The organism is Paraburkholderia sp. J10-1 (assembly GCF_905220165.1).
Classification (GTDB): Bacteria; Pseudomonadota; Gammaproteobacteria; order Burkholderiales; family Burkholderiaceae; genus Paraburkholderia.
The window spans coordinates 690,454-705,580 of the sequence record NZ_CAJMYW010000001.1; the positions used below are offsets into that span (position 1 = coordinate 690,454).

Here is a 15,127-nt window from a genome sequence, read left to right on the forward strand (position 1 = left end):
GCCACTAAACCGGTGAAGCGCCAGCCAGCAAAAGAAATCCCCGCATTGCGGGGATTTCTTTTTTAACAGGCAAGAGCCGAAGAATTTGAGATGTTGTTGTCGATGGGCAGCAGGCCGTCGAGATAGAAGCTCGAGCGGTTGTCGAGCGGGATGCCGCGCACCGAGAGATTGTCGTACGCGAGTCCGTTGAGCGGCTGGCGCGTTACGCCTGCGACGTTGCGCAGCGCGTCGTAGAGGCCGGTGTCGCCCTGGGCGTCCATGACCGAGCGCGTGACGACGTTCACCGTGGCCGGCACATCGAGCGCGTCCATGCCACGGTATTGCCCGGTCTCGACCGTTTGCGGCGCGTAGCCCTGGGTCTTGCTGCTCGTGATCTTGACGGGCGCGAGCTGGGTGGCGCCGTCAGTAGCCGCGGTCGAATGTGCTGTTGCGCTTGCCGTGTCGGTGTTGGCGTCGGCTGCGTGCGCCGCGTGCGCAATGCCGGCCATGCCCGCCGCGAGCGTGGTGTTGATGAGCGCGTGTGCGCAGATCCTGCGCCATTGTTGCGTGCGCGTGCGCGATGCGCGCTTCCCCGAAGCCATGCTTTCCCTTCTTCTTTGCGTTCAACCAGCGCTGTGGACGGCGTAAGCGCGCTTAGCGCCCGGCAACAGGCCCGCGCCGGCTCTTTTTTGCGGGCGCGCGCATGGCGTCGGCGTGTTCGCGGATCGTTTCGATCAGCGCCCGCAGTCCCGCTGGCGCGTGCCGCCGGCCGGGGTAGTAGAGGCAGAGGCCGTCAAGCGGCGGCGTCCAGTCTTCCAGCACGCGCACGAGCGTGCCTGCCGCCAGGTCGGCGCTTACGTTCCATTCGGTCAGATACGCGAGGCCGAGTCCGTTGCGCGCGGCCGCGAGCATGAGACCCGGCTCGTCGAGCGTCAACGCGCCCTCCACGTCCACGCGCACGGCCTGAGCGCGCCGCTCGAACTCCCATTGGTAGATTTGCCCGCTGGGCATGCGGCTGCGTATGCAACGGTGCGACTTCAGATCGGCGGGCGTGCGTGGCGCCTTATGTTTCGCAAAATAGTCCGGACTGCCAACCACAGCGAATCGCTGACGGTCGCCGAACGGCACGGCGATCATGTCCTGCGGCACGATTTCGGCCAGACGTATGCCGGCGTCGTAGCCTTCGACCACGATGTCGATGAGCCGCCCTTCCGTGACGAGATCGAGCTTCATCTCCGGATAGCGCTGCAGGTAGGCGATGAGAACGGGCATGACCTGCTTCGCCGCGCCAACCGAAGCATTGATGCGCAACGTGCCCGAGGGCGTATCGCGAAAGCTGCCCGCCTGGTCGAGCGCCTCGCGGATCGTGGACAACGCGGGCGCGACGCTGCCCACGAACTGCGTGCCCGCTTCGGTCAACGCCACGCTGCGCGTGGTGCGATTGAAGAGGCGCACGCCAATGCGCGCTTCGAGCGCCGCCACCGCGTGACTGAGCGCCGAGGTCGACACGCTCAGTTCGTCCGCCGCCGCACGAAAGCTGCGATGGCGCGCCACGGCCAGCACGGCTTCGAGTTCCACCAGGCCCGATGTTTTCATTATCCCAAATCGCTCAACAGGTCATGCGCCATTGTACGGCTAGTCAACGCAATGCCGAGCGTCTATCTTGCTCCCATCGACTCACGTTTTCTGGAGCAGCCATGCAGATCATCGACAAGATCTATATCGACGGCGCGTTCGTCACGCCACACGGCGAGGCGTATTTCGACCTCTTCAACCCCGCAACCGAGGCCGTGATTGGCCGCGTGCGTCTGGCCGACGCCGCGGATGCGGACGCGGCCGTCGCCGCCGCGAAACGCGCGTTCCCGGCGTTTTCGCGCACCACGAAGGCGCAGCGCATCGAGATGCTCATGGCGCTGCACGAGGCCGTCGTCGCGCGCGAAGACGCGCTCTTCGAAGCGATCGTGCAAGAGTACGGCGCGCCGGTCTCGCGCGGCCGGTGGATGGCCCAGCACGCCTCCAATGTGCTCAGCGACGCCGCGAAGACGCTGGAAAACTATGCGTTCACGCGGCGCGCGGGCACGGCCGAGGTCACCATGCAGCCGCTGGGCGTAGCCGGGCTGATTACGCCCTGGAACAGCGACGCGGGCTTCATCTGCGGCAAGCTCGCCGCCGCACTCGCCGCGGGCTGCACGGCCGTCATCAAGCCAAGCGAGATGAGCGCGATCCAGACGCGCATCGTGACCGAGGCGCTGCATTCGGCGGGCCTGCCTGCGGGCCTTTTCAACATCGTCACGGGCCGCGGCGACACCGTGGGCGCGCGCATCGCGGAGCATCCCGACGTCGCCAAGATTTCGTTCACGGGCTCGACTGCGGTCGGCAAGACGATCTTGCGCACGGCGGCTGAAACGCTCAAGCGCGTGACGCTCGAACTGGGCGGCAAGTCGCCCGTCATCGTGCTCGACGACGCGAATTTCGACGAAGCCGTGCCGCTCGCGCTGCAGGCCGGCTTCATGAACAGCGGACAGGCGTGCATAGCGGGCACGCGCATTCTGGTGCCGCAGTCGCGGCTCGTCGAGTTCGAAGCCAGCGTTGCGAAGGCCGTGGCGCAGATTCAATCGGGCGATCCGCGCGACACGCGCACGAGCGTCGGCCCGATGGTGAGCCAGAAGCAATGGGAGCGCGTGCAGCGGTATATCCGCATCGGCATCGACGAAGGCGCACGCCTTATTGCGGGCGGCCCGCAGCGGCCCGACGGCGTGGAGTCGGGCTGGTTCGTGCGTCCCACAGTGTTCAGCGGCGTGACGAACGACATGACGATTGCGCGCGAGGAGATTTTCGGGCCGGTGCTTTCGATCATCGCGTATCGCGACACCGATCAGGCCATCGAAATCGCGAACGATACGCCGTATGGCCTGCAAGCCTACGTGCTCTCGCCCGATATCGAGCGTGCGCGCGGCGTGGCCGCGCAGATCGAAGCCGGCCGCGTGCTCGTCAACACGCTCGCGCATGAACCGGCCGCGCCGTTCGGCGGCTTCAAGCAGTCGGGAATCGGGCGCGAGTACGGCACTTTCGGGATCGAAGCGTTTCTGGAGCCGAAGTCCACGCTCGGCGTGCTTTGATGCGCCGCTAGCCGCGCAAAAATGCAAACGCCCCGGTTGTGCTGCTAACCGGGGCGTTTTGAACTGCGCTTTAGCGCGCTACATCAGAAGGTCTGCCAGTCGTCGTCGGCCGTGGCCGTTGCCGGCTCGCGGCGGTCCGCCTTCGGAGCGGGCGCAGCGGGGGCACGCGCGGGCGCGGGCCTCGAAGGTGCGGATCGCTTGACCGCGACACTCGCAACGACATTCGCCGCCGGCGCGAGGCTCGCCGTTGCAGTACGCCCCGCCGAGCCGATGTTGAACACCGAAACCATCTCGCGCAACGCCGTGGCCTGCGAGGACATCGACTGCGCCGCCGCCGACGCTTCCTCGACGAGCGCCGCATTCTGCTGCGTGACTTCGTCCATCTGCGTGACGGCCTGGTTGACCTGCTCGATGCCGGTGCGCTGCTCGCCCGATGCGGCCGAAATCTCGTTCATGAGGTCGGCTACACGCTTGACCGATTGCACGATCTCGCCCATCGTGCGGCCCGCGTCGTCCACGAGCGCCGTGCCGTTGTTCACGCGCTCGACCGACACGCTAATGAGTTCCTTGATTTCGCGCGCCGCCGTCGCGCTGCGCTGCGCGAGCGTGCGCACCTCGCCCGCCACGACCGCGAAGCCGCGGCCCTGTTCACCGGCTCGCGCCGCTTCCACGGCGGCGTTGAGCGCCAGGATGTTGGTCTGGAACGCAATGCCTTCGATCACCGAGATGATCTGCGCGACCTGTTCGGAGCTGTTCGCGATATCGCGCATCGTATCGACCACGCGGCCTACCACTTCGCCGCCGCGCGTGGCCGTTTGCGAGGCCTGACCCGCCAGCGTGTTGCCCTGCGTCGCGTTGTCGGCGTTCTGCTTGACCGTTGCCGTGAGCTCTTCCATGCTCGCCGCCGTTTCTTCGAGCGAAGCGGCCTGTTCTTCGGTGCGCTGGCTCAGGTCGGTGTTGCCCGCCGCGATCTGGGCGGAAGCCGTCGCAATGCCTTCGCTGCCGGTGCGCACACGGCCCACCAGGTCGACCAGGCGCTCGTTCATGTGACGCAGCGCGCCGAGCAACTGAGCGGCCTCGTCGCTGCCGTCCACCTGGATGCGCGCGGTCAGGTCGCCACGCGCCACCGTCTCGGCCACTTCCACGGCCCGCGCAATCGGGCCCGTGATCGAACGCGTGATGAAGAGCGCAATCGTGGCGCCAAAGCCAATGGCGATCACGATCAGCACGATGGTCCAGGCGAACGCACTGTGGTATGCGTCCTTCGCCATGGCGACTTCGGCGGTCGAGCCATTGTGATTGAGGGTCACGTCCTGGTTGATGAGGTCCATCAGCGCCTGGAACGATTTCGCCGATGTAGTCGAAACCGCGGCGCGCGCGTCGGCCGCTCCGCCGTCGGCGGACATGGCGAGGGCATCGATCTTCTTGTCGTCGTCGAGATACTGCGACCACGCGGTGCCGATCGAATCGGCCACGCGGCGCTCTTCGGCCGAGGAGACCAGCTTCGAATAGCCGTCGAACGTCGAGCCGAACTGGCTGACCATCTGGGCGTGCTGATCGTGCAGCGCGGCCTTCTCGCTAGCGTCGCCGGAGATCAGCATGCGCAGCGACGTGCGGCGCACGTCCTGCGCCTGATTACGCAGATTGCCTAGCGTCTCGATGCTAGGCAGCCAGTTCATGCCGATTTGCTGCGTGCCGTCGAATATGCGCGATGCTTGAAGGAGCCCGGTCCCGCCCACTGCGCCGAGCAGGAGCAACACAATGGCAAAGCCCGCGCCGAGACGCGGGCCGATTTTGATTCTGGTAAGGAATGACATGGGGACGCCGTAGTGAGAGGTCATGTGTATTGACGACCACGACGCCAAAAAATTAAGTCACTGTTGCAAATATAACAGCGCGTAAGGAAAGCACGAGGCAAGCGAACGATCGATCTCTTTTCATACGATTAGGATACCGTATCAATTGAATCAGCCATGCGCCACGCAAACTCCGACCTGTGCGATCGCCGCATCGCGCTGTGCCGAACTCGCACGCGTCGCGCCGGTGAGATAGGTCGTGACAAGGATGGGCGCGCGCCCGGCGGGCCAGACAATCGCCACATCGTTCGCCGTGCCGCGCTCGCCCGTGCCGGTCTTGTCGCCCACGCGCCAGTCCTTCGGCAAGCCCGCGCGCAAACGCGCGTCGCCCGTCTTGTTGGCGACGAGCCACGCAACGAGTTGCTCGCGCGAAGCCGCGGAAAGACGCTCGCCCAGCAGCAATTCGCGCAGGTTCGCGACCATGGCGGCGGGCGTGGTCGTATCGCGCGGGTCGCCGGGTATTGCTTCGTTGAGCGTGGTCTCATTGCGGTCGAGGCGCGTGACCGGGTCGCCAAGGCTGCGCGCGAAGGCCGTAATCGCGGGCGGCCCGCCAATGCTCTCCAGCAACAGGTTCGCCGCCGTGTTGTCGCTGCGCGTGAGCGCCGCTTCGCACAGCTCGGCGACCGTCATGCCCTCGCCGCCCGCGCGCGGGCCGCTCACCGGCGAATACGACACGACTTGCGCATGCGAATACGCGACCTTGCGCGCGAGATCTTCCTTGCCTTGATCCTTGCGCGTCAACACGGCCGACGCGAGCAAAACCTTGAACGTGCTGCACATCGGAAAGCGCTCGTGCAGCCGCCAGCCGCGCACGCGGCCACTCGCCGTGTCGAGCATCGCGACGCCGAGCCGCCCGCCCACCTGCGCCTCGATGGCGGCGAGCTGCTTTTCCAGCGCGCCCGTTTGGGCGGGCTTCGCCGCGCTCGCACCTGTCGCGCCGAACGCCTGAGATGCAACACCAGCTATCGCTCCGCCTACTACCGTCATCGTGAATCTACGTCGTGTGATCATGGCTTCTCCCTAAAGAGCCGCCACTATCGCGTGTTCTCCGTGAGGTGACAAACGATGATAAATTGCGCCACGCCCCAGAAAAACTTATGGCTCGATCATGCGACCGAATCTGCCCCTCAATGCCTTGCGCGCCTTCGAATCGTCGGCGCGGCACCTGAGCTTCACGCGCGCGGCGAGCGAGCTGAACGTCACCCAGGCGGCCGTGAGCCAGCAAGTCCGCATGCTCGAGGAGCGGCTGGGCGCGACGCTCTTCAAGCGCCTGCCGCGCGGTCTTGCGATCACCGACGAAGGTCTCGCGCTGCGCCCCGTGCTCACGGATGCGTTCGATCGCATCGAAGCCGTGTTGCGACAGTTCGAGGGCGGCCACTTTCACGAGGTGCTGACCGTGGGCGCCGTGGGGACGTTCGCGGTGGGATGGTTGATGCCGCGCCTGAAGTCGTTTCACGACGCGCATCCGTTCGTCGAGTTGCGCATCATGACGAACAACAATCTCGTCGATCTCGCGGGCGAAGGGCTCGACTTCGCCATTCGGTTCGGCGACGGCACGTGGCCGGGTTCGCGTGCCGTGAAGCTGTTCGACGCGCCGCTCGCCGCGCTCTGCACACCCGATATCGCGCAACGCCTGCAGCGGCCCGCCGATCTCGCCAACGAAAAACTGCTGCGCTCGTATCGCGCCGACGACTGGACGCTCTGGTTCGAAGCCGCCGGACTCGCGCCGCGCCCGGTGCGCGGACCCGTGTTCGATTCGTCGCGGCTCATGGTGGAAGCGGCCATGCAGGGCGCGGGCATCGCGCTCGCGCCTGTTTCGATGTTCGAGCGCGATCTCGCGGCGGGCCGGCTCGTGCGGCCCTTCGATATCGAGGTGCACGCGGGCAGCTACTGGCTCACGTCGCAGAAGGGGAAAACGGCGACGCCTGCCATGCGCGCGTTCAATCAATGGATCGCGAAGGAAGCGGGTAGCGGCGAGAACGCGTGAATGGTGTGTTACGCGCCGGCTTGCAGGAGCCGCGTGTGAAGCGCATCGATTTCCGTTTCCGCGAAAACCTCGATGCCGTGCTGGCGCAGCAATGCGGTTGTCACACCCGCGCCCGCTTGTTTGCGGCCCGTGAAGCTGCCGTCGTAGATAACGCGGCTGCCGCAGGAGGGACTGCCGTCCACGAGCAATGCGAAGCGGCAGTCGCGCGCGAGCGCGAGTTCTAGCGCCACATGCGCGCCATCTACGAACAGCGCGGTAACGTCCGCGCCGCGCACGTCGATTACGTGCGCGTGTCCAGCCAGCACCGCAGTTCCCAAAGCGCCATGCGCGATTTCCGCAGGCGGCCTTGGCACGCCGAACCCGCCTGCCACTTCAGGGCAAACGGGAACGAGGCGCCCCTCGCGCTGCCACTGTTCGATCAGTGCATGCGCAACGGTTTTTGCCGAGCCGTTGTAACGGACCGGGTTGCCGAGCAGACAAGCGCTAACGAGTATTCGGTGGAGCATGCGGGATACGTTCGGATTGCACGAATCCTTCGCATTCTACGCGCCGAAATCGTGAAACATCACATTGCCATCGCGAGGCGCGTCGCCTGATCGATGGCGCGCAGCGCGTCGAGTTCGGCGGCAACATCGGCGCCGCCTATCACCTTCGGTGTTGCGCCGCGCGCGACGAGTTCATCGTAGAGCGTGCGATTCGAATGCTGGCCCGCACATAGCACGACATGATCGACGGCCAGCGCCTGCGGCTTGCCGTCGACGCTGTAGCGCAGGCCTTCATCGTCGATTGCGTCGTACGTCACGCCTGACGTCATCATCACGTTCGCCTTGCGCAGGCGTGCCTTCAAGATCCATCCCGTCGATTTGCCGAGCCCCTTGCCAAGCGGCTCCGCCTTACGCTGGAACATATGGACGCTGCGGCGCGGCGCGCCATGCGCGTCGACGCGCGTGACGCCGCCTCCGCGCGTATTGGCGAGATCGACGCCCCATGCACGGAAAAATGCGCCACGGTCCAGCGATTCCTGCGCGTCGCCCAACAGATACTCGGCCACGTCGAAGCCTATGCCGCCCGCGCCGATGATCGCCACGCGCGCGCCCACTTCGACCTTGCCCGTGAGCACGTCGATATACGAGACCGCCTTCGGATGATCGACGCCAACGATATCGGGCACGCGCGGCGCAACGCCCGTGGCGATGACGATATCGTCGAAGGCCTCGCTCGCGAGCCCATCGGCCGTTGCAGGCTCACCGAGCCGTACAGTCACGCCGAGGCGCTTCAAACGCACGTCGAAATAGCGCAGCATCTCGTGAAACTCGGCTTTGCCGGGCACGACCTTCGCCAGATTCAACTGACCGCCCAGCCGCGCATGGGCCTCGAACAACGTCACCCGGTGGCCGCGTTCAGCCGCGTTGGTCGCGAACGCCATGCCGGCGGGTCCGCCGCCCACCACCGCAATGCGTTTGGGTTGCGTGGCCTTGCCCGCCGCGAATTCGATCTCGCGCCCGGCCCGCGGATTGACGAGGCATGTCGCCGTACGATCCGTGAAGATGCGGTCGAGGCACGCCTGATTGCAGCCGATGCAGGTGTTGATTTCGTCGGCCATGCCAAGCCGCGTTTTCTTCGCAAAGTCCGGGTCGGCAAGCAGCGGGCGCGCCATCGAAACGAGATCGGCCACGCCGGAGGCAATCAGTTCTTCAGCAACCTCGGGCATGTTGATGCGGTTCGACGCCATCACCGGAATCGATACCGCCTCTTTGACGTTGCGAATCGCGTCGCGCCAGGCCGCGCGCGGTACGCACGCCGCAATGGTCGGCACTGCCGATTCGTGCCAGCCCACGCCCGTGTTGATGAGATCCGCACCGGCCGCTTCGATCTCCTGCGCGAATGCCGCGATTTCGGCGCCGCCCATGCCGCCTTCCACGAGGTCGATGGAAGAGATGCGGTAGATCAGCATGGGCTCGCGGCCCATTTCCGCGCGCACGGCACGCACGATATCGAGCGCGAAGCGGATGCGGCCTGCGAAGCTGCCGCCGAATTCGTCGTCGCGCCCGTTGGTGACGGCCGCCGTGAACTCGTTGATCAGATAGCCTTCCGAGCCCATGATCTCCACGCCGTCGTAGCCGGCCTGAACCGCCAGCGCAGCCGTGCGGGCGAAATCGGCGATCGTGGCGCGCACCGCCTCAGTGCTGAGCGCGCGCGGTGCGTACGGGTTGATTCGTGCCTTGGCGGCCGTGGGCCCCACGCATTCGGGCACTTTCGCATAGCGGCCCGCGTGCAGGATCTGCAGCACAATCTTTCCCCCGGCCTCATGAACCGCGCGAGTCACGACACGATGCTCTCCTAGCTGTTCGGCGCAATTGAAGAGCGGGCCGCCCGCCTCCATCACGCCCTCGGGGTTCGGCGCGAACCCGCCGCTCAGGATCAGGCCGACCTCCCCGGCTGCGCGCGCCGCATAGAACGCGGCGAGGCGCTCGTGCGGACGGTCGAGTGTTTCGAGCCGCGTGTGCATCGCGCCCATCACCATGCGGTTGGGGAGCAGCGTCGCGCCAACGCGAAGCGGGGTCAAAAGCCGGTCGTAGTTCGCCATGGGGGTTGTCTCTTGATATTCTCGTGCGTCGTTCTCACACTCTAGGCGAGCGCTTAAATTACGTCAACATCATGATATATATCGAGGGCATGAGGAGGGGGATTGCCCAAATGGACGGCACGCCCACTTCCCTTCACTATTTTCGTATCAGGTATTTGTCTCATTGCCTGCGCACCCGCGCGGGTAGCGAAAGGCGCCCATGACCCAGAACGACCCTTCGTACGACCAGTCCGTCTCGTCCATTCACAACCGTTTGTTCTTTCGGCTGTTCCAGGCGGGCAACACGCTAGACCGGCAAACGACCAAGGCGCTCGGCATCACGACCGTGCAGTGGTCGGTGCTGGGCGCGCTGTCGCGCCCACAGGTGGCGCAGGGCATGTCGTTTTCCGAGCTGGCCGACTATCTCGTGGTGAGCCGCCAGAGTCTCGACGGTGTGCTCAAGCGTCTGGAGCGCGACGAGCACGTGCTGCGCGTGGCCGACACCGTGGACCGGCGCGCGAAAAAAGTCGTGCTCACCGAACAAGGCAAAGTGTTCTGGGAGAGCCTGCAGCCGAAGATCTACGAGTTCTATCGGCAGGCGCTTGCGAGCTTTCGCTTCGACGACAAGGTTTCGCTCGTGCATTTCCTGAATCAGCTGAACAAAGGCATGGACGAGATCGATCTGGGCGCACAGGCGCAGCGCGAGCCGGAGTGAATGCCCCCTCTCGCTTTCATATCGTGCAATGCGCGCCCGGTGTGTGCAAATGACGCAGTCCCGGATGCGGGCCGGCAATTGCACATGGAAGGACACCTTCTCTTATCGTGAAAGACATCACGTAAGCCATTGAACAACAAGGAAATTGCAGCGCAACAAAGCGGCAGGGAAGTCGTCTTTCACTGCGATAGACTGAAACGAACGACGCTTCTTATTCGCTTGTTATTCAATGGAGACTCATCATGGACGTGTATATCGAACCGTTGCCGAGGGGCCAATGGGGGCCAATCGATGGCTACGCCCTGGAATTCGCGGACGGCAGCAAGTTCGCCGACAACATCTTCCGCTCGGAGCATCTCGCGATCAGCGAGATCGTCCTGCGGGGCTACAAGCCGCTGCTGGCCAAGGTCCGCATTACGGACAAGCAAGCCAACGCACATTGGCAGCGCCCCGAGAGTTCGCGCTGACGCGTGCAACACGATTGACGCCTCATGCCGCCTCCTGCATGATCGTCCTCATGAACGCGCACCTGCTCACCACGACGACTACCACGACCGCTTCCGGCGGGTCGTGAGTTCGGTGCGCGCACATTAGATTTCGTATCGATCACAAGGCCCCGCCAGCAATGGACGGGGCCTTGTCGTTTCTCCGTGCGTTGCGGGCACAACCACCGGAGAGCCACCATGCCCAGCCTCGCTCGCGCCCTTCTCGTCATCGATATGCAAGAAGGCCTGTTCAACGGCCCCAATGCACCGTTCGACGGGCAGCGCGTACTCGCCAATATCGAGCAGTTGATCACGAAAGCCCGCAAGGCCCGCGCGCCGGTCTTCGCCGCACGCCACGTCGGGCCGCCGGGTTCGCCCATCGAGCCGGGCAGCCCGCTCACGCGCTTGCTGCCGGCGCTCGCCATCGACCCGGATATCGACAGCGTGTTCGAGAAGCGCCGCCCCAATTGCTTCACCGGCACCGATCTCGCGCAGCGGCTCGCGCACGCCAACGTGGGCGAGCTCGTCATCGCGGGAATGCAGACGGAGTATTGCGTGGATTCGACCTGCCGCGCCGCGGGCGACCTGGGCTTCAAGGCGCTGCTCGTCGCAGACGCCCACACGACCATGGATACGCCCGTGCTCAGCGCCGCGTCGATTATCGAGCACCATAACCGCACGTTGAGCGGTCCGTTCGTCAAGCTCGTTAGCACGGCGGATTGTGCGTTTGAGTGAGCTACGGCGCGCGCGCAGGTGTTCGATCGCATCCGCAGCCCATGGTGCGCGTGCGATCGAATGCCTGGTCGTGGCAGCTTTCGTCAGCAGTCCGTGGTTTAGAACCCCTCGAGCACGAGCTTGCCGCGCGAGCGGTTCGTCTCCACGAGTTCGTGCGCCCGGCGCAGGTTCGCCGCATTGATGGTCCCAAAGCTCTCGTTGAGCGTCGTGCGCAGCACGCCTTCGTCGATGAGCGAGGCCATACGGTTCAGCAGTTGGTGCTGGCGAATCTGGTCTTTCGTGCCGAACATCGAGCGCGTGAACATGAACTCCCAGTGCAGCGCCACGCTCTTCCTCTTGAGCTTGCGGAAGTCGACCAGCTCGGGGTCGTCGATCAGCGCAAGATGCCCCTGCGGATTGATCGAGGCGACGATCTCGTCGAAGTGATGATCGGTCTGGTTCAGGCTCGCGATATAGTCCACGCCTTCCATGCCGATGCGCTTGAGCTCCTGCGAAAGCGGCTTCGTATGGTCGATGACGTGATGCGCGCCCAGCTCGCTCACCCACTTCGACGTTTCGGGCCGCGAAGCCGTGCCGATCACCGTGAGGCCCGTGAGCTTGCGCGCCAGCTGCAGGAGCACCGAGCCCACGCCGCCCGCCGCACCGATCACGAGCAGCGATTCGCCGGACTGCGCCGTGCCCTCGGCCACCTTGAGCCGATCGAACAGCAGTTCCCACGCCGTGATGGAGGTGAGCGGCAACGCGGCCGCCTCGGCGAAATTCAGGCTTTGCGGCATGCTGCCCACAATGCGCTCGTCCACCACGTGCAGTTCGCTGTTGGTGCCGGGGCGCAGCAGCGAGCCCGCGTACCACACGCGATCGCCCGGCTTGAAGAGTGTCACGTCGCGGCCCACGGCACGCACAATGCCGCTCGCGTCCCAGCCGATCACTTTCGCCTCGCCGTTTTCGGGCGCCATATTCGCGCGCACCTTCACATCGACCGGGTTGACCGACACCGCGTGCACTTCGACGAGCAGATCGCGCGGGCCCGGCTGCGGATCGGGCAGTTCGAGATCGATCAACGATTCGGGGTCGCTGATGGGGAGATTGCGGTAGTAACCAATCGCTTTCATCGTGAATACCTCCAGACAGTCAAATTGCAGGAAACCGGCTCGGTTGGGCGAGCGGCTCGAAGTGATACAGGTCCGGGTCCGCCGAGAAGTACGGCCATAGCGCGTGCAGGAAGGTCCGGAAATCGCCGTGCATCATGAACGCGCTCTGCGCGTCGAGGCTGTCCCATTCCACTTCCAGCACATAGCAGCCTTCGTCTTCGCACTGCGGACCCAGGCGATGACCGCGATAACCCGGCTTGCTCGTGAGCAGCGGGCAGACGCGCAGCCAGGCCGCCTCGAAATGCGAAATCTTGTCGGCTCTCAGGTAAAAGCGGCCTATCGCGACGATCATCGAGGACTCCGTGCCGTTCGTGTTGGTACGAATAATCGGCCAGCGCGAGCCGCGCGCATAGCGGCAATCGGCGAATTCAGCTTCAAAGCTGCTTTGAAAATCGCGCGCGGGATCGAGCGGCGGGAGCGGCGGAAAGGCCGGAGCCAGCGGGCCAGGTGTCAGGTCCGTAGCGGGCTGACTGCGCAATGACACGTCAGGCAAGAAACGCGGCAATACGATCGCGCAGCACGTCGCGCAATGCGTTGACGGTTGGTGAGAGCATCGTGCGGTGGGCGCACACGAGATGCAGCGGCGCGCCTTCGCCTTGATACGCGTCGAGCGCGGTTTCGAGGCGGCCCGCCTTGATATCGGCAAGCACGTCCAGACGCGACTTGTATGCGAGGCCATGCCCCGCCACGGCCCAGCGGCGCACGAGTTCGCCGTCGTCGCTGCTGCGGTTGCCTTGCACGGTTACGACGCTGGCATCGTCGCCGCGATAGAAGGTCCAGCGGTCGTGCAGTGTGTCGCTCAGCGCGAAGCGCAGGCAGTTGTGGCGCGAGAGATCGGCGGGCGAGGCAGGTTTGCCGTGACGCGCGAAATAGCCGGGCGCGGCGCACAGCACGCGCCGGTTTTCGGGCGCGAGCGGCAGCGCGACGAGAGAGGAGTCTTCGGGCACGCCATAGCGAACCGCCACGGCCACCGCGGAGCGGAACATGTCGGTCACGCTGTCGCCAATGTGCACCTGGAACGACACCGCCGGATGCTGCGTCTGGAAGTCGTCGAGCCAGGGCGCGAGCACGTTGCGCCCGAGATCGGAAGGAATCGACAGCGAAACGCTGCCGCCGATCATCTTGCGCCCATGCGCCACGGCGTTCTGGCCGGCCTCCACCTGCTCCATGACACCGCGCGCGTAGTCCAGGTAGCGCTCGCCGTCCGGCGTGAGGCGCAGGCTGCGCGTGGAGCGTGCGAGCAGGCGCGTGCCGAGTTCGGTTTCGAGGCGCTTGAGGCCCGCGCTCGCCACGGCGGGCGTGAGATCGAGCTGACGCGCGGCGGCCGAGAGGCTGCCGTTGTCCGCCGCACTGATAAAAATGACGAGGTCTTCCAGTCTGATCATGTTCCGTCGCGTCTCGTTGGGCTGCGCTCGCCCCGCAAGCCGGCGCGGCAGTCATGGAGTATGCGAACTGTACAGGAAGCCGCCGCGCGCGGGCCTCGTGCGCGGATCAGCGAAATGGGCGGCGGTTCTATACTTCCCAGTTGGAAACGCAGATCGTTCATACAGGAGTACGAGGCAATGCTGAACTATCCCGCCGCCTACCAGTCGACCAAGGGCTCCGCGCTCGACGTGAACAAGCCCTTTTACCGCCGCATCGCTGAAGAGCAAGGTCAGCGCGAGCTGATCGAATCCATTGTCGTGCCGATACGCTCGGGTCAGGCCTGGAGCGTCCCCGCCGGGCACGTGTTTCGCATCGTGACGATCGAAGGCCCGCAAGTGGCCGACCTCAATCTATGGAACCGGCACGATCCGCGCGAACGCATGTGGGCTTCGCGCACGCGCCAACTCCAGCAGGCGCACGTGAGCACCTTCGACCGCCTGTGGTCCACGCTGCCCTTCCTGCGCCCGCTCGTCACCATCACGGACGACAGCCTCGCCGGCTACGGTGTGGACGAGCACGGCGGGCGCGTTCACGACCTGCTCGGAACGCGCTGCGACCCCTACGTGAACCGCATGCTGACTGGCGAAGACTTCCATTTCCATTGCCACTCGAATCTCACGCGCGCCATCGCGCCCTACGGGCTCACCGAATACGACGTGCACGATGTGCTCAACGTGTTCCAGTGCACGGGCCTGAATCTGGAGGACAAATACTTCATGAAGGCCTGCCCGGCGAAGAAGGGCGACTACCTCGAGTTTTTCGCCGAAATCGACCTGTTGTGCGCGCTTTCGACCTGCCCCGGCGGCGACCTTTCGCTGCCGATGTGGGGACCGGACGCGCGCGACCCGCTGGAAGTCTGCCGGCCGCTCGGCATCGAGATCTATCGGCTCGCGCCCGCGCTACTGGAAGGCTGGTCTTCGCCGCCTGTTGCCGAATATCGCGGCCTGCACGGCATGGCTTTGCAGCAGCCCGACTGGAAGTGCGGTTGCTGAGTCGCCCGAGCGCGCGCAGCCGGTGCAGCTCCTCGCGCCAGACAAAAAATCATCGCGCAAAAGCCGTCGGGCCATGCGCCCACCCAAGTGTTCGCATGGCCCGACGGTGTACAGCGG

The 15,127-nt window shown here is 65.0% G+C and carries 15 protein-coding genes; 6 read left to right on the top strand and 9 right to left on the bottom strand.

Going from position 1 to position 15,127, the window contains the following annotated elements:
- Positions 1–62: 62 nt before the first annotated feature.
- Both U5A65_RS03055 and U5A65_RS03060 read right to left on the bottom strand, forming a co-directional pair.
- Positions 63–581 (bottom strand): Plug domain-containing protein, encoded by a 519-nt coding sequence (locus tag U5A65_RS03055; RefSeq protein ID WP_321945440.1) that lies wholly within the window; start codon positions 579–581, stop codon positions 63–65.
- A gap of 52 nt (positions 582–633) precedes the next feature.
- Entirely contained in the window at positions 634–1,575 is a 942-nt protein-coding gene (locus U5A65_RS03060) for a LysR family transcriptional regulator (protein WP_321945441.1), read from the bottom strand.
- Between the two features lie 101 nt (positions 1,576–1,676).
- Here U5A65_RS03060 and U5A65_RS03065 point away from each other — a divergent pair, with 101 nt between their 5' ends.
- On the top strand, positions 1,677–3,098 hold the full coding sequence (locus U5A65_RS03065) for an aldehyde dehydrogenase family protein (RefSeq protein ID WP_321945442.1): 1,422 nt from the start codon (positions 1,677–1,679) through the stop codon (positions 3,096–3,098).
- Between the two features lie 83 nt (positions 3,099–3,181).
- Here the strand turns inward: U5A65_RS03065 and U5A65_RS03070 are convergent, their stop codons facing one another.
- A complete protein-coding gene (locus tag U5A65_RS03070; RefSeq protein ID WP_321945443.1) occupies positions 3,182–4,915 on the bottom strand; it encodes a methyl-accepting chemotaxis protein in 1,734 nt (577 codons plus the stop codon).
- Positions 4,916–5,065: 150 nt separating this feature from the next.
- Positions 5,066–5,941: a class A beta-lactamase gene (bla, locus tag U5A65_RS03075; protein WP_415764289.1), complete on the bottom strand. Its 876-nt coding sequence runs from the start codon at positions 5,939–5,941 to the stop codon at positions 5,066–5,068.
- 121 nt (positions 5,942–6,062) lie between these two features.
- Between bla and U5A65_RS03080 the strand changes: the two genes are divergently transcribed.
- Complete coding sequence (locus U5A65_RS03080; protein ID WP_321908338.1) at positions 6,063–6,941, top strand: LysR family transcriptional regulator; 879 nt, start codon at positions 6,063–6,065, stop codon at positions 6,939–6,941.
- 8 nt (positions 6,942–6,949) lie between these two features.
- Here the strand turns inward: U5A65_RS03080 and U5A65_RS03085 are convergent, their stop codons facing one another.
- Positions 6,950–7,447, bottom strand: a complete 498-nt coding sequence (locus tag U5A65_RS03085; RefSeq protein ID WP_321908336.1) for a DUF523 domain-containing protein — start codon at positions 7,445–7,447, stop codon at positions 6,950–6,952.
- Between the two features lie 59 nt (positions 7,448–7,506).
- On the bottom strand, positions 7,507–9,528 hold the full coding sequence (locus tag U5A65_RS03090; protein WP_321945444.1) for an NADPH-dependent 2,4-dienoyl-CoA reductase: 2,022 nt from the start codon (positions 9,526–9,528) through the stop codon (positions 7,507–7,509).
- A gap of 199 nt (positions 9,529–9,727) precedes the next feature.
- Here U5A65_RS03090 and U5A65_RS03095 point away from each other — a divergent pair, with 199 nt between their 5' ends.
- The 3 genes from U5A65_RS03095 to U5A65_RS03105 all read left to right on the top strand — a co-directional run bounded on the left by U5A65_RS03095 (position 9,728) and on the right by U5A65_RS03105 (position 11,442).
- On the top strand, positions 9,728–10,222 hold the full coding sequence (locus U5A65_RS03095; protein WP_321908332.1) for a MarR family transcriptional regulator: 495 nt from the start codon (positions 9,728–9,730) through the stop codon (positions 10,220–10,222).
- Between the two features lie 242 nt (positions 10,223–10,464).
- Positions 10,465–10,689, top strand: coding sequence for a hypothetical protein (locus tag U5A65_RS03100; protein WP_321908330.1), 225 nt, complete (start codon positions 10,465–10,467; stop codon positions 10,687–10,689).
- A gap of 216 nt (positions 10,690–10,905) precedes the next feature.
- Complete coding sequence (locus U5A65_RS03105; protein WP_321945445.1) at positions 10,906–11,442, top strand: cysteine hydrolase family protein; 537 nt, start codon at positions 10,906–10,908, stop codon at positions 11,440–11,442.
- A gap of 98 nt (positions 11,443–11,540) precedes the next feature.
- Here U5A65_RS03105 and U5A65_RS03110 read toward each other — a convergent pair whose 3' ends face one another.
- The 3 genes from U5A65_RS03110 to U5A65_RS03120 all read right to left on the bottom strand — a co-directional run bounded on the left by U5A65_RS03110 (position 11,541) and on the right by U5A65_RS03120 (position 13,978).
- On the bottom strand, positions 11,541–12,554 hold the full coding sequence (locus U5A65_RS03110) for a zinc-binding alcohol dehydrogenase family protein (RefSeq protein WP_321945446.1): 1,014 nt from the start codon (positions 12,552–12,554) through the stop codon (positions 11,541–11,543).
- A 19-nt stretch (positions 12,555–12,573) separates the two neighbouring features.
- Positions 12,574–12,885: an antibiotic biosynthesis monooxygenase gene (locus tag U5A65_RS03115; RefSeq protein ID WP_321908324.1), complete on the bottom strand. Its 312-nt coding sequence runs from the start codon at positions 12,883–12,885 to the stop codon at positions 12,574–12,576.
- Positions 12,886–13,078: 193 nt separating this feature from the next.
- On the bottom strand, positions 13,079–13,978 hold the full coding sequence (locus U5A65_RS03120; RefSeq protein WP_321945447.1) for a LysR family transcriptional regulator: 900 nt from the start codon (positions 13,976–13,978) through the stop codon (positions 13,079–13,081).
- Positions 13,979–14,155: 177 nt separating this feature from the next.
- Between U5A65_RS03120 and U5A65_RS03125 the strand changes: the two genes are divergently transcribed.
- Positions 14,156–15,010 (top strand): urea carboxylase-associated family protein, encoded by an 855-nt coding sequence (locus U5A65_RS03125; protein ID WP_321945448.1) that lies wholly within the window; start codon positions 14,156–14,158, stop codon positions 15,008–15,010.
- Positions 15,011–15,127: the final 117 nt, after the last annotated feature.

Bases quoted from the DNA above. Each gene is read 5' to 3' on its own strand.
- U5A65_RS03080 (WP_321908338.1), top strand. From the start codon at position 6,063: ATGCGACCGAATCTGCCCCTCAATGCCTTGCGCGCCTTCGAATCGTCG.
- U5A65_RS03105 (WP_321945445.1), top strand. From the start codon at position 10,906: ATGCCCAGCCTCGCTCGCGCCCTTCTCGTCATCGATATGCAAGAAGGC.
- U5A65_RS03055 (WP_321945440.1), bottom strand. From the start codon at position 581: ATGGCTTCGGGGAAGCGCGCATCGCGCACGCGCACGCAACAATGGCGC.
- U5A65_RS03070 (WP_321945443.1), bottom strand. From the start codon at position 4,915: ATGTCATTCCTTACCAGAATCAAAATCGGCCCGCGTCTCGGCGCGGGC.
- U5A65_RS03085 (WP_321908336.1), bottom strand. From the start codon at position 7,447: ATGCTCCACCGAATACTCGTTAGCGCTTGTCTGCTCGGCAACCCGGTC.
- U5A65_RS03090 (WP_321945444.1), bottom strand. From the start codon at position 9,528: ATGGCGAACTACGACCGGCTTTTGACCCCGCTTCGCGTTGGCGCGACG.
- U5A65_RS03125 (WP_321945448.1), top strand. From the start codon at position 14,156: ATGCTGAACTATCCCGCCGCCTACCAGTCGACCAAGGGCTCCGCGCTC.
- U5A65_RS03100 (WP_321908330.1), top strand. From the start codon at position 10,465: ATGGACGTGTATATCGAACCGTTGCCGAGGGGCCAATGGGGGCCAATC.
- U5A65_RS03065 (WP_321945442.1), top strand. From the start codon at position 1,677: ATGCAGATCATCGACAAGATCTATATCGACGGCGCGTTCGTCACGCCA.
- U5A65_RS03060 (WP_321945441.1), bottom strand. From the start codon at position 1,575: ATGAAAACATCGGGCCTGGTGGAACTCGAAGCCGTGCTGGCCGTGGCG.
- U5A65_RS03115 (WP_321908324.1), bottom strand. From the start codon at position 12,885: ATGATCGTCGCGATAGGCCGCTTTTACCTGAGAGCCGACAAGATTTCG.
- U5A65_RS03120 (WP_321945447.1), bottom strand. From the start codon at position 13,978: ATGATCAGACTGGAAGACCTCGTCATTTTTATCAGTGCGGCGGACAAC.
- U5A65_RS03110 (WP_321945446.1), bottom strand. From the start codon at position 12,554: ATGAAAGCGATTGGTTACTACCGCAATCTCCCCATCAGCGACCCCGAA.
- U5A65_RS03095 (WP_321908332.1), top strand. From the start codon at position 9,728: ATGACCCAGAACGACCCTTCGTACGACCAGTCCGTCTCGTCCATTCAC.
- bla (WP_415764289.1), bottom strand. From the start codon at position 5,941: ATGACGGTAGTAGGCGGAGCGATAGCTGGTGTTGCATCTCAGGCGTTC.